The organism is Nocardioides humilatus, from assembly GCF_008373755.1.
GTDB classification, from domain to species: Bacteria; Actinomycetota; Actinomycetes; order Propionibacteriales; family Nocardioidaceae; genus Nocardioides; species Nocardioides humilatus.
This window is the reverse complement of sequence record NZ_VUJV01000003.1, coordinates 703,192-723,295: the sequence shown is the minus strand read 5'-3', so window position 1 is coordinate 723,295 and position 20,104 is coordinate 703,192. Positions and strand designations below refer to the sequence as shown.

28 protein-coding genes are annotated in these 20,104 nt (G+C 67.9%); 26 read left to right on the top strand and 2 right to left on the bottom strand.

The window, feature by feature from the left end; translation table 11 throughout:
* Window positions 1-14 precede the first annotated feature (14 nt).
* From rplN to F0U44_RS11240, 26 genes are all read left to right on the top strand, one after another.
* Window positions 15-383 (top strand): 50S ribosomal protein L14, encoded by a 369-nt coding sequence (gene rplN, locus F0U44_RS11365; RefSeq protein ID WP_149728390.1) that lies wholly within the window; start codon window positions 15-17, stop codon window positions 381-383.
* On the top strand, window positions 383-760 hold the full coding sequence (gene rplX, locus F0U44_RS11360; protein ID WP_223163654.1) for a 50S ribosomal protein L24: 378 nt from the start codon (window positions 383-385) through the stop codon (window positions 758-760). Before rplN ends, rplX begins: the two co-directional genes overlap by 1 nt.
* A gap of 1 nt (window position 761) precedes the next feature.
* On the top strand, window positions 762-1,343 hold the full coding sequence (gene rplE / locus F0U44_RS11355) for a 50S ribosomal protein L5 (RefSeq protein ID WP_149728389.1): 582 nt from the start codon (window positions 762-764) through the stop codon (window positions 1,341-1,343).
* Window position 1,344: 1 nt separating this feature from the next.
* Complete coding sequence (locus tag F0U44_RS11350) at window positions 1,345-1,530, top strand: type Z 30S ribosomal protein S14 (protein ID WP_056599702.1); 186 nt, start codon at window positions 1,345-1,347, stop codon at window positions 1,528-1,530.
* A 70-nt stretch (window positions 1,531-1,600) separates the two neighbouring features.
* On the top strand, window positions 1,601-2,005 hold the full coding sequence (gene rpsH / locus F0U44_RS11345) for a 30S ribosomal protein S8 (RefSeq protein ID WP_149728388.1): 405 nt from the start codon (window positions 1,601-1,603) through the stop codon (window positions 2,003-2,005).
* Window positions 2,006-2,029: 24 nt separating this feature from the next.
* Window positions 2,030-2,569, top strand: coding sequence for a 50S ribosomal protein L6 (gene rplF, locus F0U44_RS11340; RefSeq protein ID WP_149728387.1), 540 nt, complete (start codon window positions 2,030-2,032; stop codon window positions 2,567-2,569).
* 2 nt (window positions 2,570-2,571) lie between these two features.
* Window positions 2,572-2,955: a 50S ribosomal protein L18 gene (rplR, locus tag F0U44_RS11335; protein WP_149728386.1), complete on the top strand. Its 384-nt coding sequence runs from the start codon at window positions 2,572-2,574 to the stop codon at window positions 2,953-2,955.
* Window positions 2,956-2,983: 28 nt separating this feature from the next.
* Entirely contained in the window at window positions 2,984-3,622 is a 639-nt protein-coding gene (gene rpsE / locus F0U44_RS11330) for a 30S ribosomal protein S5 (protein ID WP_149728385.1), read from the top strand.
* Window positions 3,622-3,804 (top strand): 50S ribosomal protein L30, encoded by a 183-nt coding sequence (rpmD, locus tag F0U44_RS11325; RefSeq protein ID WP_149728384.1) that lies wholly within the window; start codon window positions 3,622-3,624, stop codon window positions 3,802-3,804. The genes rpsE and rpmD overlap by 1 nt, the downstream gene beginning before the upstream one ends.
* Window position 3,805: 1 nt before the next feature.
* Entirely contained in the window at window positions 3,806-4,249 is a 444-nt protein-coding gene (gene rplO, locus F0U44_RS11320; protein ID WP_149728383.1) for a 50S ribosomal protein L15, read from the top strand.
* A 121-nt stretch (window positions 4,250-4,370) separates the two neighbouring features.
* Window positions 4,371-5,678 carry a preprotein translocase subunit SecY gene (gene secY, locus F0U44_RS11315; protein ID WP_149728382.1) on the top strand — a complete coding sequence of 436 codons (1,308 nt, stop codon included), beginning with the start codon at window positions 4,371-4,373 and terminating at the stop codon, window positions 5,676-5,678.
* On the top strand, window positions 5,675-6,250 hold the full coding sequence (locus tag F0U44_RS11310; protein ID WP_149728381.1) for an adenylate kinase: 576 nt from the start codon (window positions 5,675-5,677) through the stop codon (window positions 6,248-6,250). The genes secY and F0U44_RS11310 overlap by 4 nt, the downstream gene beginning before the upstream one ends.
* 14 nt (window positions 6,251-6,264) lie before the next feature.
* Window positions 6,265-7,098, top strand: a complete 834-nt coding sequence (gene map, locus F0U44_RS11305) for a type I methionyl aminopeptidase (protein WP_149728380.1) — start codon at window positions 6,265-6,267, stop codon at window positions 7,096-7,098.
* A 31-nt stretch (window positions 7,099-7,129) separates the two neighbouring features.
* A complete protein-coding gene (locus tag F0U44_RS11300) occupies window positions 7,130-8,230 on the top strand; it encodes an isochorismate synthase (protein ID WP_188113436.1) in 1,101 nt (366 codons plus the stop codon).
* A gap of 197 nt (window positions 8,231-8,427) precedes the next feature.
* Window positions 8,428-9,462 (top strand): TerC family protein, encoded by a 1,035-nt coding sequence (locus tag F0U44_RS11295; protein ID WP_149728378.1) that lies wholly within the window; start codon window positions 8,428-8,430, stop codon window positions 9,460-9,462.
* Between the two features lie 64 nt (window positions 9,463-9,526).
* Entirely contained in the window at window positions 9,527-12,088 is a 2,562-nt protein-coding gene (locus F0U44_RS11290; RefSeq protein WP_188113435.1) for an FHA domain-containing protein, read from the top strand.
* Window positions 12,089-12,117: 29 nt separating this feature from the next.
* Window positions 12,118-13,164, top strand: a complete 1,047-nt coding sequence (locus F0U44_RS11285; protein WP_149728376.1) for an LLM class flavin-dependent oxidoreductase — start codon at window positions 12,118-12,120, stop codon at window positions 13,162-13,164.
* A 246-nt stretch (window positions 13,165-13,410) separates the two neighbouring features.
* Window positions 13,411-13,632, top strand: a complete 222-nt coding sequence (infA, locus tag F0U44_RS11280; RefSeq protein ID WP_028656368.1) for a translation initiation factor IF-1 — start codon at window positions 13,411-13,413, stop codon at window positions 13,630-13,632.
* A 40-nt stretch (window positions 13,633-13,672) separates the two neighbouring features.
* Window positions 13,673-13,786, top strand: a complete 114-nt coding sequence (gene rpmJ / locus F0U44_RS11275) for a 50S ribosomal protein L36 (RefSeq protein WP_004008316.1) — start codon at window positions 13,673-13,675, stop codon at window positions 13,784-13,786.
* Window positions 13,787-13,966: 180 nt separating this feature from the next.
* On the top strand, window positions 13,967-14,338 hold the full coding sequence (gene rpsM, locus F0U44_RS11270; protein ID WP_149728375.1) for a 30S ribosomal protein S13: 372 nt from the start codon (window positions 13,967-13,969) through the stop codon (window positions 14,336-14,338).
* A 61-nt stretch (window positions 14,339-14,399) separates the two neighbouring features.
* Complete coding sequence (gene rpsK, locus F0U44_RS11265; RefSeq protein ID WP_038681087.1) at window positions 14,400-14,801, top strand: 30S ribosomal protein S11; 402 nt, start codon at window positions 14,400-14,402, stop codon at window positions 14,799-14,801.
* Window positions 14,802-14,830: 29 nt separating this feature from the next.
* Window positions 14,831-15,439, top strand: coding sequence for a 30S ribosomal protein S4 (rpsD, locus tag F0U44_RS11260; protein ID WP_149728374.1), 609 nt, complete (start codon window positions 14,831-14,833; stop codon window positions 15,437-15,439).
* A 125-nt stretch (window positions 15,440-15,564) separates the two neighbouring features.
* On the top strand, window positions 15,565-16,581 hold the full coding sequence (locus tag F0U44_RS11255) for a DNA-directed RNA polymerase subunit alpha (protein ID WP_149728373.1): 1,017 nt from the start codon (window positions 15,565-15,567) through the stop codon (window positions 16,579-16,581).
* 69 nt (window positions 16,582-16,650) lie between these two features.
* Window positions 16,651-17,238 (top strand): 50S ribosomal protein L17, encoded by a 588-nt coding sequence (gene rplQ, locus F0U44_RS11250; RefSeq protein WP_149728372.1) that lies wholly within the window; start codon window positions 16,651-16,653, stop codon window positions 17,236-17,238.
* A gap of 93 nt (window positions 17,239-17,331) precedes the next feature.
* Entirely contained in the window at window positions 17,332-18,330 is a 999-nt protein-coding gene (locus F0U44_RS11245; RefSeq protein WP_149728371.1) for a 4-hydroxy-3-methylbut-2-enyl diphosphate reductase, read from the top strand.
* A gap of 19 nt (window positions 18,331-18,349) precedes the next feature.
* Window positions 18,350-18,967, top strand: a complete 618-nt coding sequence (locus F0U44_RS11240; protein WP_149728370.1) for an L-threonylcarbamoyladenylate synthase — start codon at window positions 18,350-18,352, stop codon at window positions 18,965-18,967.
* Here the strand turns inward: F0U44_RS11240 and F0U44_RS11235 are convergent.
* Window positions 18,919-19,371: a DUF6542 domain-containing protein gene (locus F0U44_RS11235; RefSeq protein WP_188113434.1), complete on the bottom strand. Its 453-nt coding sequence runs from the start codon at window positions 19,369-19,371 to the stop codon at window positions 18,919-18,921. The two genes, F0U44_RS11240 and F0U44_RS11235, sit on opposite strands and share 49 nt — an antisense overlap.
* Before the next feature lie 58 nt (window positions 19,372-19,429).
* The gene (locus F0U44_RS11230; protein ID WP_149728369.1) at window positions 19,430-20,101 is read right to left on the bottom strand and encodes a hypothetical protein; all 672 of its coding nucleotides are present in this window, start codon (window positions 20,099-20,101) and stop codon (window positions 19,430-19,432) included.
* Window positions 20,102-20,104 lie beyond the last annotated feature (3 nt).

Sequence of the window (20,104 nt, the reverse complement as noted above, 5' to 3'; positions counted from 1 at the left end):
AACCAGGAGAAGAAATGATTCAGCAGGAGTCGCGACTGAAGATCGCCGACAACACCGGTGCCAAGGAGATCCTTTGCATCCGCGTGCTCGGCGGCTCCGGTCGACGCTACGCCGGGATCGGCGACGTCATCGTCGCCACCGTCAAGGACGCGATCCCCGGTGGCAACGTCAAGAAGGGTGACGTCGTCAAGGCTGTCGTCGTGCGCACCGTCAAGGAGCGCCGTCGTCCCGACGGTTCGTACATCAAGTTCGACGAGAACGCCGCCGTGATCCTCAAGAACGACGGCGAGCCCCGTGGCACCCGCATCTTCGGCCCCGTGGGTCGCGAGCTGCGGGAGAAGAAGTTCATGAAGATCATCTCGCTCGCACCGGAGGTGCTGTGATGACCGCCTCGAAGAAGGCCCCGAAGATCGCCCTGAAGAAGGGCGACACCGTCAAGGTGATCGCGGGCAAGGACAAGGGCGCCGAGGGCAAGATCATCAAGGTGCTCCGCGAGGAGCAGCGGGTGATCGTCGAGGGCGTCAACCGGATCAAGAAGCACACCAAGGTCGTCAACCAGGGCGGTCGCGCCGGCACCACCGGCGGGATCATCACCACCGAGGCCCCCATCCACGTCTCCAACGTGATGCTGGTCGAGGGCAAGGGCGTCACCCGGATCTCGTTCAAGCGGGTCGAGGTCACCAAGCGTCGCCCCGACGGCTCGGAGTACCAGTCGACGCGCAGCGTCCGGGTCTCCCGCAAGACCGGTAAGGAAATCTGAGATGACCGAGACGACTGACGCTCCGGTGGCCGAGAAGGTCACCCCGCGCCTCAAGGCCAAGTACCGCGAGGAGATCGCCCCGGCGATCAAGTCCGAGTTCGAGATCGCCAACGTCATGCAGGTCCCCGGTCTGGTCAAGATCGTGGTCAACATGGGTGTCGGCGAGGCTGCTCGCGACTCGAAGCTGATCGAGGGCGCGATCCGCGACCTCACCCTCATCACCGGCCAGAAGCCGGCGGTGACGAAGGCTCGCAAGTCCATCGCGCAGTTCAAACTCCGTGAGGGCATGCCGATCGGCACCCACGTCACCCTTCGCGGCGACCGCATGTGGGAGTTCCTCGACCGGCTGCTGTCGCTCGCGCTCCCGCGCATCCGCGACTTCCGTGGCCTGAACCCCAAGCAGTTCGACGGCAACGGCAACTACACGTTCGGTCTCACCGAGCAGGTCATGTTCCACGAGATCGACCAGGACAAGGTCGACCGTCAGCGGGGCATGGACATCACGATCGTCACCTCGGCCACCAACGACGAGCAGGGTCGCGCGCTGCTGAAGCAGCTCGGCTTCCCCTTCAAGGAGAACTGACATGGCGAAGACTTCGCTCAAGGTCAAGGCCGCCCGCAAGCCCAAGTTCGCGGTTCGTGGCTACACCCGCTGCCAGCGGTGCGGTCGCCCGAAGTCCGTCTACCGCAAGTTCGGCCTGTGCCGTATCTGCCTGCGGGAGATGGCCCACCGCGGCGAGCTGCCCGGCGTCACCAAGTCGAGCTGGTAATCACCACTAACAGCTGAAGGTCCGACCCGCCGCGAGCAGGCGGAAACCGCAGCAGAAGGAATCACACATCATGACGATGACTGACCCGATCGCAGACATGCTGACTCGTCTGCGCAACGCCAACCAGGCGTACCACGACACGGTTGCGATGCCGTACAGCAAGCTCAAGCAGGGCGTTGCCGAGATCCTCAAGCAGGAGGGTTACATCTCCTCCTTCGACGTGGCCGACAACGACAACGGCGTGGGCAAGACGCTCACGATCACCCTCAAGTACGGCCGTAGCCGCGAGCGTGCGCTCGCCGGCGTCCGCCGCATCAGCAAGCCCGGCCTCCGGGTCTACGCCAAGCACACGGGTCTCCCGAAGGTGCTCGGCGGCCTCGGCGTGGCGATCATCTCCACGAGCCAGGGCCTGCTGACCGACCGTCAGGCCAACCAGAAGGGCGTGGGTGGGGAAGTCCTCGCCTACGTCTGGTAACGAGACCAGGAAGAGAGGCACAGCATGTCCCGCATTGGCAAGCTCCCCGTCCCGGTCCCGGCCGGCGTCAACGTGACGTTCGACGGTCCGCAGGTGACGGTCCAGGGTCCCAAGGGCACCCTGTCGCACGTTGTGGCTGCCCCCATCGTGGTCGAGCAGGGCGAGGGCGTCCTCGACGTCAAGCGCCCCGACGACGAGCGCATCAGCAAGTCGCTCCACGGCCTCACCCGCACCCTGATCAACAACATGGTCGTGGGTGTGACCGAGGGCTACGAGAAGAAGCTCGAGATCGTGGGCGTCGGTTACCGCGTCCTGTCCAAGGGCCCGACCCAGCTGGAGTTCCAGCTCGGCTACTCGCACGTGATCATCTTCGACGCGCCGGAGGGCATCACCTTCACCGTCGAGAGCCCCACCAAGCTCGGCGTCGTCGGCATCAACAAGCAGCAGGTCGGCGAGGTCGCTGCCAACATCCGCAAGCTCCGCAAGCCCGAGCCCTACAAGGGCAAGGGCGTCCGGTACGCAGGCGAACATGTCCGTCGCAAGGTCGGAAAGGCTGGTAAGTGACCATGGCGATCACACTCAAGCACCAGCGGCACCTGTCGGCGCGCGCGAAGTCGCGTCTGCGCCGTCAGATCCGTGGCCGCAAGAAGATCAACGGCACCGCCGAGCGTCCGCGCATGGTGGTCACCCGGTCGACCAAGCACATCACTGTGCAGGTCGTCGACGACCTGGTCGGCAAGACCCTGGCGTCGGCCTCCACCATGGAGGGCGACCTGCGGTCGTTCGACGGCGACAAGACTGCCAAGGCGAAGAAGGTCGGCGAGCTCGTTGCTGCCCGTGCCAAGGAGGCCGGTGTCGACTCTGTCGTCTTCGACCGAGCTGGCAACAAGTACCACGGTCGCATCGCGGCCCTGGCCGACGGCGCCCGCGACGCCGGCCTGACCTTCTGATCGCGATAGCAAGGACTGAGGAGAAATCATGAGCGGACCCCAGCGCGGACAGCGTTCTGGTGGCGACCGCGGCGGACGCGGTGGTCGTGACGACCGCCGCGGCGGCGCGGAGAAGAGCCAGTACGTCGAGCGGGTCGTCGCGATCAACCGTGTTGCCAAGGTCGTGAAGGGTGGTCGTCGCTTCAGCTTCACCGCCCTCGTGGTCGTCGGTGACGGTGACGGTCTGGTCGGCGTCGGCTACGGCAAGGCCAAGGAGGTGCCCGCGGCGATCGCCAAGGGTGTCGAGGAGGCGAAGAAGAACTTCTTCCGCGTCCCCCGCGTCCAGGGCACCATCCCGCACCCGGTGCAGGGTGAGAAGGCGGCCGGTGTCGTCTTCCTGCGTCCGGCTGCGCCCGGTACCGGTGTGATCGCCGGTGGCCCGGTGCGCGCCGTTCTCGAGTGCGCCGGCATCCACGACGTTCTCAGCAAGTCGCTGGGCTCGTCCAACCAGATCAACATCGTCCACGCGACTGTTGCTGCCCTCCAGCTGCTCGAGCAGCCCGAGGCCGTGGCCGCCCGTCGGGGTCTCCCCGTCGAGCACGTGGCCCCGGCCGCGCTGCTCAAGGCGAAGGCTGCTGGCGAGGCCGAGGCCGCTTCGGCCAAGGCCGCCGCAGGGGTGAGCTCCTGATGGCGCAGCTCAAGGTCAAGCAGTTGAAGTCGGGCATCGGCCGCAAGCAGAACCAGCGTGAGACGCTGCGTTCGCTGGGGCTGAAGCGCATCGGCGACGTGGTCATCAAGGAGGACCGCCCGGAGATCCGCGGCATGGTCCAGACCGTCCGTCACCTGGTGACGGTTGAGGAGGTCGACTGACATGGGTGCTCTCAAGCTGCACCACCTGCGTCCGGCGCCGGGGGCAAAGAAGGCCAAGACCCGCGTCGGCCGTGGTGAGGGTTCCAAGGGAAAGACCGCTGGTCGAGGCACCAAGGGCACCAAGGCCCGCTACCAGGTGCCGGTGGCCTTCGAGGGTGGACAGATGCCCATCCACATGCGGCTCCCGAAGCTCAAGGGCTTCAAGAACCCGTTCAAGGTGACCTTCCAGGTCGTCAACCTCGACCGCATCAGCACCCTGTTCCCGGAGGGCGGCGACGTCACCCCGGAGCTGCTCGTGGCCCGTGGCGCGGTTCGCAAGGGCGAGCCCGTCAAGGTGCTCGGCCAGGGCGAGCTGACGGTCAAGGTCGCGGTGAGCGCCAACGCCTTCTCGACCTCCGCCAAGGAGAAGATCGAGGGCGCGGGCGGCAGCGTCACTGTTCTGTGACGCTCTCCTGAGTTGAGGCGCGGCCGGCCTGGTCTACAGGGCGGCCGCGCCTTTCTCGCTCCCTGTTAGGCTTCCCGACGGCCCTCAGGTGTGGTCGGCCCCGTCAGAAAGAGGACCTTCAGTGCTCAGCGCGTTCGTGAACGCATTCCGGACACCGGACCTGCGGCGCAAGCTGCTGTTCGTCTTCCTGATCATCGTCGTATTCCGGGCAGGTTCGCAGATCCCCGCCCCGGGTGTGCACGTCGCCAACGTGCAGCACTGCCTCGGCGACGCAGCCAACAACACCGGCGTCTACAACCTGATCAACCTGTTCTCAGGCGGGGCGCTCCTCCAGCTGACGATTTTCGCGCTGGGGATCATGCCCTACATCACCGCGAGCATCATCCTGCAGCTGCTCGTCGTGGTGATCCCGCGCCTCGAGGCCCTCAAGAAGGAGGGTCAGGCCGGTCAGACGAAGATCACGCAGTACACCCGCTACCTGACGCTTGGGCTCGCGCTGCTCCAGGCCACCGGCATCGTCGCGCTCGCGCGCACCGGCAGCCTGCTGCAGAACTGTGACACCGCGACCTATCCGCTGCTCCACAACGACAGCACCACGACGTTCCTGGTCCTGGTCATCACCATGACCGCCGGCACCGCGGTCATCATGTGGCTCGGCGAGCTCATCACCGAGCGCGGCATCGGCAACGGCATGTCGATCCTCATCTTCACCCAGGTCGTCGCGACCTTCCCGACGACCCTGTGGTCGGTCCAGAAGAGCCAGGGCTGGTGGACCTTCGCCCTGGTCATCGGCATCGGGCTCGCGCTGGTCGGCGCGGTCATCTTCATCGAGCAGGCGCAGCGCCGGATCCCGGTGCAGTACGCCCGCCGGATGGTCGGCCGCAAGATGTTCGGCGGCAGCTCGACCTACATCCCGCTGAAGGTCAACCAGGCCGGCATCATCCCGGTCATCTTCGCCTCCTCGCTGCTCTACCTGCCGGCGATGGCGGTCCAGTTCAACCAGACGAGCGATTCCGCCTGGGTGAAGTTCGTCGCTGACCACTTCGTCCGCGGCGACCACCCGCTCTACATGGCGAGCTACTTCCTGCTCATCATCTTCTTCACCTACTTCTACGTTTCGATCACCTTCAACCCGCAAGAGGTGGCCGACAACATGAAGAAGTACGGCGGCTTCATCCCCGGGATCCGGGCGGGCAAGCCGACCCAGGACTACCTGTCCTACGTCCTTTCCCGCATCACGCTGCCGGGTGCTCTCTACTTGGGTCTGATCTCGCTGATCCCGCTGATCGCGCTGGTGCTGATCGACGTCAACCAGAACTTCCCCTTCGGCGGAACGTCCATCCTGATCATGGTTGGCGTCGCGCTCGACACGGTGAAGCAGATCGAGAGCCAGCTCCAGCAGCGCAACTATGAAGGATTCCTGCGTTGAGGCTTCTGATCATGGGCCCCCCGGGCGCCGGTAAGGGCACCCAGGCGGTGGCTGTCGCCGAGCACATCGGTGGCGCGCACATCTCCACGGGCGACATCTTCCGCGCCAACGTCGCGGGCGAGACCGAGCTCGGCAAGACCGCCAAGCAATACATGGACGCGGGCAAGTACGTCCCCGACGAGATCACCAACGCGATGGTGCGTGACCGGCTCGCCGAGCCCGACGCCGCCGCGTTCGTCCTCGACGGCTACCCGCGCACCGCCGAGCAGGTCGCCGTGCTCGACGACATCCTCGGGAGCCTCGACGAGAGCCTCGACGTCGTCTTGTCGCTCGTGGTCGCCGACCGCGAGGAGCTCATCCAGCGGATGCTCAAGCGCGCCGAGACCAGCGGCCGTGCCGATGACACCGAAGAGGTCATCCGGCACCGTCAGGACGTCTACGAGGCCGAGACGGCGGTGCTGCTGCCGATCTACCGCGAGCGCGGTCTGCTCGTCGAGGTCGACGGCGTGGGCACCATCGAGGACGTCCAGAAGCGGATCTTCGAGGCGCTCGACGCCGTGCCGCAGGCCTGACGCGACACCCCACGTTGTTCGGCACCAGCCTGGAGATCAAGACTCCGGAACAGATCCTGCGCATGCGGGAGGCGGGGCTCGTCGTCGCCGACGCGCTGGCAGCAGTCCGCGACGCCGTACGACCGGGCATCACCACCGGTGAGCTCGACCGGGTCGCCGAGGACCTGATCCGGTCGCGGGGGGCGACGCCGTCGTTCCTCGGCTACGGCGTCCCGCCGTTTCCAGCGACGATCTGCGCCTCGGTCAACGACGCGGTCGTGCACGGCATCCCCGGGCGTCAGGTGCTCGCGGAAGGTGACGTCGTCTCCATCGACTGCGGGGCCATCGTCGCCGACAGCGACGGGCAGGGGTGGCACGGTGACGCGGCCATCACCGTCGCGGTGGGAGAGGTCCCGGACACGGTGACCGAGCTGATGCGGGTCACCCAGGAAGCGCTGTGGCAGGGCATTGCGGCTGCCCGCGTCGGTGGCCGCGTCGGCGACATCTCCCACGCCATCGAGCACTACCTGCACCACCAGGGTGACTACGGCATCGTCGAGGACTACACCGGCCACGGGATCGGCACCGAGATGCACCTCGAGCCCGACGTGCCCAACTACGGGCGTGCCGGCCGCGGTCCCCGCCTCAAGCGCGGTCTCGCGCTGGCCGTGGAGCCGATGGTCACGCTCGGCACCCACCAGACGCGCGTCGCCAGCGACGACTGGACCGTCGTGACGACCGACGGGTCCGTGGCGGCCCACTTCGAGCACACCTTCGCGTTGACGGAGACGGGCATCTGGGTGCTGACGGCCCACGACGGCGGCCAGGCCGCCCTCGAGCGGCTGGGTGCCCCTTATGGCGGTTCCTGAGCGTCGCGCGAGCCGACGTACCATCGATGGCATGTCCCTGCCGTCGCGACCGCTGCTCTTCGCCTCCGGTGAGGACGCCTACGTCGCCGACCGGGTGATCCGTTCGTGGACCACCGAGGACGGGGCCGACGCCGCGTGGGCATCCGAGGTCATTGCCGCACTGCCGGCGGGGGAGCGAGCGATCGGCGCACTCTCCTTCGCAGCGGGCGCGCCGGGGATCCTGCACCAGGTCGTCGGGTCCGAGCGGCCGCTGGTCGGTCCGGAGACCACGCCGCGCGAGCGCAAGTACGAGGTCTACGAGTTCCCCACCGCGGAGGCCTACGCCGACATGGTGCGTGCGGTCCTCGACAAGATCGCCGCGGGCGTGGTCCGCAAGGTCGTGATCGGTCGCTGTCTCGACGTGATCAGCGACCCGCCGCTCGAGCCCGCCGAGATCATCGACCGCCTGCTGGAGACGCGGCCGGGGCGCTACGTCTTCTCCGTGCCGCTCACGGAGTCACTCGTCGACGGCCCGTTGTTGGTCGGCGCCAGCCCGGAGCTGCTGGTCAGCCGCCACGGCGACCAGATCGCCTGCACCCCGCTCGCCGGGTCGGTGCCGCGGTCCGCGGATCCTGATGAGGACGCCCGCCGCGCCACGGCGCTCCAGGCTTCCGACAAGGACCTCGCCGAGCACGCCTTCGTCGTCGACGCCATCGTCCACGCGCTCAAGGAGGTCTGCGTCGACGTCGAGCCGCCGACCGGACCCACGATGCTCGCGACCGACACCGTCTGGCACCTCGCCTCGCCGATCACCGCCCGGCTGGAGGACCCCGCCACTGGCCCGAGCGCGCTGCACCTGGCCCAGATGCTCCACCCCACGCCCGCCGTCGGCGGCGTGCCTGCTGCGGCGGCTGCAGAAGCCATCGCCGACCTCGAGGGCGACCTCCGCGACTACTTCGCCGGCTGCGTCGGCTGGGTCGACGGCTCCGGCGACGGTGTCTTCGCGATCACCATCCGTGCTGCCGTCATCGACGGCGCCCGGATGCGCCTCTTCGCCGGCGCCGGCATCGTCGCGGGCTCCGACCCCGACTCCGAGGTCCGCGAGACCGGCGCCAAGCTCGCGACCATGACCAAGGTCGCCGGGCTCTCCTGACCCACGAAGTGTCGGGTGAATCGGCGTCAGCCGAGGGTTGTGCGAGGATGAGGGCACCAGAGGGGAGTATTCCTCCGCTGCGTTCTCGTCATCACGATCGGTAGCAGGTCTGAACCGGTCCGGGAGCGTGGGTCGCCGCAAGGCGGCGGAAGAGACCTCGGGCGACCGGCCGACCCCGATCACCGAGAGGCAACTCTGTGGACGTCACCACCCTCGAATGGACCATCACCATCGCCGCCACCATCGGCGTGCTGCTCTTCGACGTCATCGTCATCGCTCGTGACCCGCACGAACCGACGTTGAAGGAGTGCGCGGTCGCGCTCTCGATCTACGTCGGCGCGGCGATCGCGTTCGGGATCTGGACCTTGTCCTTCCACGGCCACGACTACGGCGTGCAGTTCTTCGCCGGTTGGCTGACCGAGTACAGCCTGTCGATCGACAACCTCTTCGTCTTCATCATCTTGATGGGGGCGCTCAAGGTGCCGAGGAAGTACCAGCAGGAGGCGCTGCTCGTCGGCATCGTCTTGGCGCTGATCTTCCGCGGTGTGTTCATCGCGCTCGGCTACACCCTCATCGAGAACTTCAGCTGGGTCTTCTACCTGTTCGGCGCGTTCCTCGTCTACACGGCCGTCAAGCTCGTCAAGGCCTACGGCAGCCACGAGGACGAGCACCCGGAGGACAACGCGGTCGTCAAGCTCGCCCAGCGCCACCTCAACGTCGGCACGGCCTACCACGGCCTCAAGCTCTGGTACGTCGAGAACGGCACCCGCTTCGTGTCGCCGATCCTCATCGTGATCATCGCGCTCGGCATCACCGACGTCTTGTTCGCGCTCGACTCGATCCCGGCGATCTTCGGCATCACCCAGGAGCCCTACCTGGTCTTCACGGCCAACGTGTTCGCCCTGATGGGTCTGCGGCAGCTCTACTTCCTGCTCGGTGGACTCCTCCAGCGGCTGGTCTACCTCTCGCTCGGCCTCTCGTTCATCCTCGCCTTCATCGGCGTGAAGCTGATGCTCCACGCGCTGCACGAGAACGAGCTGGCCTTCATCAACGGCGGCGAGCACGTGACGGGCGCACCGGAGATCTCCTCGCTCGTGAGCCTCGGCGTGATCATCGTGACGCTCATCGTGACCGCGGTGGCGAGCCTGCGGAAGGCGCCGGCGCCTGCCGCTGATGGCGAGCCGGTCCCGGTCGACGTCGACGATACGCCGGGGCCCGACTGGAGGGAGTGACCCGTGGGCGGGGCGGAGATCCAATAGGGTGATTCCGTCCCCGCACCCGAGCTCCCCGAGGCCCATGACGAACGCACCGGACCGCTCCGGCGGCCAGCACCACCTGCGCGTGGAGTGGGCAGGATCGACGCAGACCTTCGAAGGCGACCGCGTCGTGATCGGTCGCGAGGCCGACTGCCAGGTGCAGGTCTCCGAGAGCAGCGCCTCGCGGCACCACGCGGTGCTCCAGCGTGAGGGCGGCGACTGGGTCGTCGTCGACACGAGCAGCAACGGCACGTTCGTCCGTGGTCAGCGCATCACGCGCCTGGTCGTGCCGATGAGCCCGCTCAGCCTGCACCTGGGCGGGCCGGCGGGCGAGGCCGTGGTCGTCAGCCTGGTGCCGGTGGCCCGGCCGCAACCGGTCGCACCCGCCCAGCCGGTCATGCCGCCGCCGTACAACCCGTCGCGACCGACGCCCGCGGCGCCGGCACCCCAGCCGCCCCAGCCGCCGCCGGCCGACGACTGGTGGCGCAACCTGCCGCCGCCGCAGCTGCCTGCCCAGGCCGCTCCGGTCGACGCCTGGCAGCCGCAGGCGGTGCTGCCGCCCGGACAGCTGGCGCACGGCCACTCGGTGGTGCTGCCCCAGCTGGCGGCGTCGGGCCGCCCCCTCAGCATCGGTCGTACGGCGGACAACGACGTCGTCCTCGACGACGCCCTCGTGAGTCGGCACCACGCGCTGCTCCACGTCGGTGGGCCCGGCCAGCCGGCCCTGCTGCAGGACCTCGGCAGCTTCAACGGGAGCTATGTCAACGGCCACCGCGTCCAGGGCACCGTGCAGCTCGCGGTCGGGGCCGAGGTCATCTTTGGCAACCAGACCTTCCGCTGGGACGGCAGCCAGCTGCTCGCCTCGGCGACGACCCACGAGTTCACGCTCTACGCCGACGGCCTCACGACGGTGCTCCCCGGCGGCAAGCAGCTGCTGCAGAACGCGTCGTTCCAGCTGAAGCCGTCGAGCCTGACTGCGGTGATCGGCCCCTCCGGCGCCGGCAAGTCGACCCTGCTGCGCGCGCTGACCGGGCTGCGCCCCGCGACGCACGGACGGGTCATCTGGCAGGGCCACGACCTCTACGCCAACTACGACCAGCTGCGCTTCCAGATCGGCCTGGTGCCGCAGCAAGACATCCAGCACCCCCAGCTCAAGGTGCGTCAGGCGCTCCGGTTCGCCGCGCAGCTCCGTCTGCCTCCGGATACCACGCGTCAGGAGCAGGAGGCCCGGGTCCTGCAGGTCGCCGAGCAGCTCCAGCTGACCTCGCGGCTCGACAACCGGATCGGCACCCAGCTCTCGGGCGGGCAGAAGAAGCGCGTCTCGATCGCGACCGAGCTGCTGACCGCGCCGCCGCTGCTGTTTCTCGACGAGCCGACCTCGGGCCTCGACCCCGGTCTCGACCTCGAGGTCATGAAGCAGCTGCGCATGCTGGCCGACGGTGGTCGCGTCGTCATGGTGGTGACCCACTCGGTGCTCGCGCTCGACGTCTGCGACAACGTCATGGTGCTGGCCCCCGGCGGCCGGATCGCCTACTTCGGCCCGCCCTCCGGCGTGCTCGCCCACTTCCGCCGGCCGAGCTATCCGGAGGTCTTCGACCTCCTCGACGACCCGAACCTGTGGTCGCAGATCCCGGCACCACAGGCACCAGCCGCGACCACCGGCGCGATGCCGGCCGCGACGGCCGCCGTACCGCCACCGCCGCGGCAGTCGCCCGGTCGTCAGCTGTCGACGCTCGTGCGCCGCAACACCGCGGTCGTGGTCTCCGACCGGCTGCTCCTCGGCATGCTGCTCCTGCTCCCGCTGGTGCTCGGTGGGCTCAGCCGTCTGGTGCCCGGTGGTTTCGGGCTGTCCCTCGACGAGTCGCTCATCTGTCCGGGGCGCACCGAGTCGATCGGCGACGGCAAGTGCTCCGCGATGCAGGGCGGGGTGCCGGTCGGCGACGTGATCAACATGGTCTTCCAGCAAGGTGAGGCCCGACAACGCCTCATCGTGCTGCTCGTGTCGGCGTGCCTGATGGGCACAGCGATATCGATCCGCGAGCTGGTGGGGGAGCGCCCGATCTTCCGGCGGGAGTACGCCGTCGGCCTCTCGCCGAGCGTCTACTTCCTGAGCAAGGTGCTGGTCCTCGGCAGCGCGGCGTTCTTCCAGGGCCTCATGGTGACCGTCATCGCGATGGTGGGCCTGCCCGGGCCCGACGGCCGGCTCGGGGCGCTGCGCATGTGCCTGGCGGTCGCGCTCCTGGCCTTCACCATGGTGATCGTCGGGCTGACCCTCTCGGCCCTGGTGAAGAGCAACGAGCAGACGATGCCGACCCTCGTCGGCGTCATCATGATCCAGTTGGTGTTGTCCGGATCGCTCTTCGGCGTCGCTGGTCGGCTCGGGCTCGAGCAGATCGCGTGGCTGGCGCCGTCCCGATGGGGCTATGCGGCGACTTCGTCGACGATGGGGCTGGTGCGCGGGCTCGGGCCGGGGGAGAGCGACTGGATCGCCAACGCCGGCGCCGGCCACTACCTGATGGCGCTCGTCATGCTCGGTCTGCTCTGCGCCGGCACGTTCGTCGTCGGCATGTGGCTCACCGCTCGCAGCAGCGCGGAGGAATAGCAGCAGGGTCCGCTGGCTTGGACAGAGCGATGTCTCTCGCTCTCTCCGTCCTCGATCTCGTGCCCGTCCGCGCCGACCAGACCTCGGCCGACGCCGTCGCTGCGTCGCTCGACCTCGCCCGCGCCGCCGACCGGCTCGGCTACCGCCGCTACTGGGTGGCCGAGCACCACAACATGCCGGCCGTGGCCGCCACCAACCCACCGGTGCTCATCGGGCTGATCGCGGGACGCACGGAGCGGATCCGGGTCGGCTCGGGCGGGGTGATGCTGCCCAACCACGCGCCGCTGGTCGTGGCCGAGCAGTTCGCGCTCCTCGAGGCGGCCTTCCCCGGCCGGATCGACCTCGGCATCGGCCGCGCTCCCGGCACCGACCCGGTCACCAGCTGGGCGCTGCGCCACGGCGCGGGCGGTGTCAGCGACGAGGCCGTGAGCCAGTTCCCCGAGTACGTCGACAACGTGCTCGCGATGATGGAGCCGGCCGGCGTCGGGCTGGCCCTGCGCGGCCGCACCCACGTGCTCAAGGCGACGCCGTCGGCGAGCTCGGTCCCGACGATCTGGCTGCTGGGGTCCTCCGACTACTCCGCGCGGTTGGCGGCGGAGAAGGGCATGCCCTACGTCTTCGCCCACCACTTCTCCGGATCGGGCACCGCCGAGGCCCTCGACCTCTATCGGAGCACCTTCCAGCCCTCGCCCGAGCTCGCCGAGCCGCGCACCTTCCTCACGGTCAACGCCGCCGCAGCCGACACGGCCGAGGAGGCCGCCCGGCTCGCGCTGCCGCAGCTGCTCCAGATGGTCGCCCTGCGCACCGGACAGCCGCTGGGACCGCAGCGCCTGGTCGAGGAGGCCGAGGCCGCGGCCGCGGAGGGGCTCCCCGACGCCCACCGGTCCCTGCTCGAGGCCATGCGCAAGCGCTGGGTGATCGGTGATGCCGCCGGTGCGCGAGCAGAGATCGAGCGGCTTGCGGCGTCGTACGGCGTCGACGAGGTGATGATCAACCCGGTTGCCGGCGCCCTGGCAGGGACACCCGGAGCGAGCGCGCCGGGGCGGGTGCGCACGCTCGAGCTGCTGGCCGGCTGAGGGCGACTCCCTCAATTGGGAGATTGTGAAGCCGTCCGACTAGACTGGCATGTCGGCCCAACGTGGGTCTGTGTCGTCATGCTCGCGGCTGCCCCTGCGCGGATTCATTTTCGCGCTCGGGGAAGAGCGAGGCGACACGGCTGCACGAGGTCCACCATCCTGCCCGGTGCGCGTCCCAGGACGCTCCCAGGTCAGGGCGGAGGTTCCCGGGCCAACCGGTAGACCAACCCCAACCAGAAGGACGGCATGGCGAAGAAAGAAGGCGTCATCGAGATGGAGGGCTCCGTTGTGGAGGCCCTTCCGAACGCGATGTTCCGTGTCGAGCTGAGCAACGGCCACAAGGTCCTCGCTCACATCAGCGGGAAGATGCGCCAGCACTACATCCGGATCCTCCCCGAGGACCGGGTCGTGGTCGAGCTTTCGCCGTACGACCTCTCTCGCGGGCGCATCGTCTACCGCTACAAGTAACCGATAGCCGCTAGCGGTACTGATTTGAGAAAGGGCTGACATGAAGGTCAACCCGAGCGTGAAGCCGATCTGTGACAAGTGCAAGGTGATCCGTCGCCACGGCCGCGTCATGGTGATCTGCGAGAACCCGCGCCACAAGCAGCGCCAGGGCTGAGCACCGCTCAACCTGCGCAGCACCACAACTGAATACGACATCTACGTGATCGCTTAGCCGTCAGCTCACTTGAGCAGACGGTGAACAACCTCCGGAGCGGATGGCCGGAGCCGGCACTACGAGCACAACCAGCTGGACGCATCACGACCACACCACCGTGAACCGAAGGGAAAGCCATTCATGGCACGCCTTGTTGGAGTTGACCTGCCGCGCGACAAGCGCATCGAGGTTGCTCTCACCTACATCTACGGCATCGGCCGTACTCGCGCCCAGCAGCTGCTGGCCGCCACCGGGGTTTCCCCCGACCTCCGCGTCCACGAGCTGGGCGACGAGGAGCTGGTCAAGCTCCGCGACGAGATCGAAGCCAATTTCAAGATCGAGGGTGACCTCCGTCGCGAGGTCCAGGCCGACATCCGCCGCAAGATCGAGATCGGCAGCTACCAGGGTCGCCGTCACCGCATGGGCCTTCCGGTCCGCGGCCAGCGCACCAAGACCAACGCTCGCACCCGCAAGGGCCCGAAGCGCACGGTTGCCGGCAAGAAGAAGAAGTGATCTGACACCTCACGGTGTCTCACTGACTTCCCCACAGACCAGCTACTCCAGGAGATAACGCATGCCTCCCAAGGCTCGCGCGGGCGCGAAGAAGGTCCGCCGCAAGGAAAAGAAGAATGTTGCTCAGGGCGAGGCCCACATCAAGAGCACGTTCAACAACACGATCGTGACGATCACCGACCCGACCGGTGCGGTGATCTCGTGGGCGTCTGCCGGCACTGTCGGCTTCAAGGGCTCCCGCAAGTCCACTCCCTACGCCGCTCAGATGGCCGCCGAGGCCGCGGGTCGTCGGGCGATGGAGCACGGCATGAAGAAGATCGACGTCTTCGTGAAGGGCCCGGGCTCGGGCCGCGAGACGGCGATCCGTTCGCTGGGTGCGATCGGCCTCGAGGTCGGCACCATCCAGGACGTGACCCCCGCCCCGCACAACGGCTGCCGCCCGCCCAAGCGCCGGCGCGTCTGACCCCGAGACTGAGAAAGAGAGCGTAAGTAATGGCCCGCTACACCGGTCCCATCACCAAGAAGTCGCGCCGTCTCGGTGTCGACCTCATCGGCGGCGACGCCGCCTTCGAGAAGCGCCCCTACCCGCCGGGCCAGCACGGCCGCGCGCGGATCAAGGAGAGCGAGTACCGCAACCAGCTGCAGGAGAAGCAGAAGGCCCGCTTCACCTACGGCGTGCTCGAGCGTCAGTTCCACAAGTACTACGTCGAGGCAGCTCGTCGCCAGGGCAAGACCGGCGACAACCTGCTGCAGCTCCTCGAGTGCCGCCTGGACAACGTGGTCTACCGTGCCGGCTTCGCCCGCACGCGCCGCCACTCCCGCCAGCTCGTGGCCCACGGCCACTTCCTGGTCAACGGCAAAAAGGTCGACATCCCGTCCTTCCAGGTGACGCAGTACGACATCATCGACGTCCGCGAGAAGTCGCTGGAGATGACGCCGTTCATCGTCGCCCGTGAGACCCACGGCGAGCGCATCGTGCCGGCTTGGCTCGAGGCCCTCCCGACGCGGATGCGCATCCTGGTGCACCAGGTTCCGGTTCGGGAGCAGATCGACCTCCCGATCCAGGAGCAGCTCATCGTGGAGTACTACTCCAAGAAGTGACGCGCGTGGGAGGCTCCGACTGAGACCTCTGACGGAGCCTCCCGCCGCCCACCCCTAGCTTCAGCCGTCCCCAGCACCACATCTGGACCCTCATATAGCGGTCGGTCCGGAAAGGAAAGAAACAAGTGCTCATCGCACAGCGCCCCTCCCTGTCGGAAGAGACCGTCGACCAGTTCCGGTCGCGGTTCGTCATCGAGCCCCTCGAGCCCGGCTTCGGCTACACGCTCGGCAACTCGCTGCGTCGTACCCTGCTGTCCTCGATCCCCGGTGCCTCCGTCACCAGCATCAAGGTCGACGGCGTGCTCCACGAGTTCTCGACGCTCGACGGCGTCAAGGAAGACCTCACCGAGATCATCCTGAACCTCAAGGGCATCGTCGTCTCCTCGGAGCACGACGAGCCGGTCACCATGTACCTGCGCAAGTCCGGTGCCGGTGACGTCACCGCTGCCGACATCGCGCCGCCGGCCGGTGTCGAGGTGCACAACCCCGACCTGAAGATCGCCACCCTGGGCGACAACGGCAAGCTCGAGATGGAGCTCGTCGTCGAGCGTGGCCGTGGCTACGTCTCGGCCGTCCAGAACAAGGGTGCCGACAACGAGATCGGCCGCATGCCGGTCGACTCGATCTACAGCCCGGTCCTCAAGGTGACCTACAAGGTCGAGGCCACCCGTGTCGAGCAGCGCACCGACTTCGACAAGCTCGTCATCGACGTCGAGACCAAGCCGTCGATCCTGCCCCGCGACGCGATCGCGTCGGCCGGTAAGACGCTGGTCGAGCTCTTCGGCCTGGCCCGTGAGCTCAACGTCGAGGCCGAGGGCATCGACATCGGCCCGTCGCCCGTCGACGAGCAGCTCGCCGCCGACCTGGCTCTGCCGGTCGAGGACCTGCAGCTCACCGTCCGGTCCTACAACTGCCTCAAGCGCGAGGGCATCCACACCGTGGGTGAGCTCATCAGCCGCTCGGAGCAGGACCTGCTCGACATCCGCAACTTCGGTGCGAAGTCGATCGACGAGGTCAAGGCGAAGCTGCACGAGATGGGTCTGTCCCTCAAGGACAGCGCCCCGGGCTTCGACCCCCACGCCGCCCTCGCCTCCTACGGCGATGACGACGACGACACGTTCGTCGAGGACGAGCAGTACTAAAGCGTTTCCGGATCCTCCGGAACCCACTACCCCGGTACCTGACACGGCCGGGGAGAATCGAGAGAAGCAATGCCCAAGCCCAAGAAGGGTGCCCGCCTCGGCGGTAGCCCGGCTCACCAGCGGCTCATCCTCCGCAACCTGGCCACCCAGCTCTTCGAGCACGGCCGGATCACCACCACGGAGGCCAAGGCCCGCACCCTGCGGCCCTACGCCGAGAAGCTGATCACCAAGGCCAAGAACGCGCACCTGGGTGAGAACCCGTTGCACAACCGCCGCGAGGTGCTCAAGAGCATCACCGACAAGGGCGTCGTGCACCACCTCTTCACCGAGATCGCGCCGGCCTACGCCGAGCGTCCGGGTGGCTACACCCGGATCACCAAGATCGGTCCGCGCCAGGGCGACAACGCGCCCATGGCCGTGATCGAGCTGGTCACCGAGGCCTACAACCCGAAGCCGTCCGCCCCGAAGAAGAAGGCCGAGGAGCCCAAGGCTGCTCCGGTCGTCGAGGAGCCGGCCGAGGAGACCGTCGACGAGGCTCCCGCTGAGGACGTCGTCGAGGAGACCGAGGCCGCTGAGGCCGAGGTCGAGGTCGCTGACGAGGCCACCGAGGAGGCTCCCGCTGAGGAGACCACCGAGGAGACCGACGAGCAGGCCTGATCTGCCGATTCGTCCGCTGACCCGGCTCATCGAAGGATGAGCCGGGTCAGCGCATTTTTCGGGCAATCTCGCCCCGCACCTAGACTGGAGACCATGAACATCGACCTGGGCAATCCGCGCGTACTGTCGCCTGACGACGCCGAACGACAGGTCCTGCTGGCCGACCCGCGCGGCTACTGCGCCGGCGTCGACCGGGCAGTCGTGACGGTCGAGGAGGCGCTCGACCTCTACGGCGCACCGGTCTATGTGCGCAAGCAGATCGTGCACAACAAGCACGTCGTCTCCAACCTCGAGAAGCGCGGTGCGATCTTCGTCGAGGAGCTCGACGAGGTGCCTGTCGGCGCCACCGTCGTGTTCTCGGCCCACGGGGTCTCCCCGGCGGTCCACCGCGAAGCGGCTGAGCGCGAGCTCAAGACGATCGACGCCACCTGCCCACTGGTCACGAAGGTCCACCGCGAGGCCGTGCGCTTCGCGCGCGAGGGCTACACGATCCTGCTGATCGGTCACGCCGGCCACGAGGAGGTCGAGGGCACTGCAGGTGAGGCTCCCGACCAGACCGTGCTGGTGGAGCACCCTGACGACGTCGACAAGCTCGAGTTCCCGGCCGACGCCAAGCTCGCCTGGCTCTCGCAGACGACGCTGAGCGTCGACGAGACGATGGAGACCGTACGCCGGCTCCGGTCGAAGTTCCCCCAGCTCGAGGACCCGCCGAGCGACGACATCTGCTACGCGACGCAGAACCGTCAGGTCGCGGTCAAGGAGATCGGTGCCGCCGCCGACCTCGTGATCGTGGTGGGCTCGGCCAACTCCTCCAACTCGGTGCGCCTGGTCGAGGTCGCGCTGGAGGCGGGCGCGAAGTCGTCCTACCGCATCGACGACATCTCCGAGCTCGACGAGTCCTGGCTCGACGGCGCGAGCACGGTCAGTGTCACCTCGGGCGCCTCGGTGCCCGACCACCTGGTCCAGGAGGTGCTGGCCTACCTCGCGGAGCGCGGCTACCCGGACGCCCGTCCGGTCCAGACGGCGGAGGAGACCCTGGCGTTCTCGCTGCCCAAGGAGCTCCACAAGGACCTCAAGGCCGCGGGGCGCTGACCCACGATGGCTCCCCTTCATGGCTAGATACCTCGACGTCCACCCGGACAACCCGCAGCCACGGTTCCTGCAGCAGATCGTCGACGCGCTCCACGACGACGCGCTGATCGCCTACCCGACCGACTCGGGCTACGCGCTGGGCTGCCGGATCGGCAACAAGGACGGCCGCGACCGGATCCTCAAGATCCGCGGCCTCGACGACCGTCACCACTTCACGCTCGTCTGCCGCGACTTCTCCCAGCTCGGCCAGCTGGTCCACGTCGACAACGCGGCGTTCCGTGCGATCCGGTCAGCCACGCCGGGGCCTTACACGTTCATCCTCCCGGCGATGCCGGAGGTGCCGCGGCGCCTGATGCACCCGAAGAAGCGCACGGTCGGGGTCCGCATCCCCGACCACCGTGTCGTGCACGACCTCCTCGACCTGCTTGGCGAGCCGATGTTGTCGAGCTCGTTGATCCTCCCGGGTGAGACCGAGCCCCGCACGATGGGCTGGGAAATCAAGGAGGAGCTCGACCACGCGGTCGACATCGTGGTCGAGGCGGGGGAGACCCCTGCCGAGCCGACGACGGTGGTCGACTGGTCGGAGGGTTATCCCGAAGTCCTGCGCCGCGGCGCCGGTGACCCCGACCGGTTCTGATCCGACCGGTTCTGCACCTGGTTGCGGACCGCGAGCACGCCCAGGCACAGCAGGTAGCCGATCACGAGTGCGATCGCGTGCCCTGACAGCCCGGAGATCGTCGCCTGCACGACGCCGTCCTCGGGGTGGGCGATCGATGCGGGCTCCGCGAACGCGAGCAGGAGGAGTGAGCTCAGCATCGCCAGGGGCGGCAGCACGCCGACGGTGAAGAAGTCGGCCGGTCGCACCCGCAGCGCAGCAGTGGCGCAGACGGTGACGAATGCCAGGTCGAAGAGCAGCCCGAGCGCGTCAGCGAGCGCGAGGTCGATCGTGGTCGCGGTGAGCAGCAGAGCGACGGCGAGGGCGGCCACCTCGTGGCCCGGCTCCTCGCCCTGCTCCCAGAGCGTCGGCGCTGCGCTCGTCACGTCCCCACGCTAGGTCGGCAGGCGCGCGCGACGTGCGCGGCACGCCGTACGGCGCTCCTCAGTCCGCGGTGCGCAGGGCCAGGCGCGCGAGGCGGATCGAGGCGCGTCGCGAGATCGGATCAGGTTCGTGGGGGCCCACGGTCTGGTTCCAGAGATCGATGCCGATGACGGTGTCGCCCTCGCGCATCCAGATCCGGCGGCTGACGTAGTGGTTGCGCAGGTGGGTGTCGATGTCGGTCCAGTCGTCGTTCATCTTCCACGCCACCGGGGTGCCGTCGCCGAGCCTCGGCACGTCGGCCGCGCGGCGGACGAGGGTGCCGTTGATCGAGGCATGGTGGTGGGTGCCGTAGCAGCCCTCGGCGTTGTTCCGGATGGTCCGGATCGCCTGCTTGGCAGCCGCGACCGTCGCGAACTCCTGGACGTGGACGCGGGGATTGGCGGGCTGGTCGGACTCGATCGCGTAGTAGTAGGCCCATTTCCTGACCTCGCCCGACGGCCCGTTGCGATAACCCGAGCAGTCGCTCTGGAAGATCCAGATCGGGTTGTCACCCTCGACGAAGCGCTCGCCTCCGGCGTAGGCCGGAAGGACCATCGCGACCTGGTCCACCGTGGGGAAGTCGCTCGCGTCGACGGCGCGGAGTTGAGGTGCGGCTTCGGTCGCACCGCCGACGAGCGTCAGCCCGCACACGATGGTCAGTGTGGCTCCGAGGAATCGGCTTCGTCGCGTCATGGC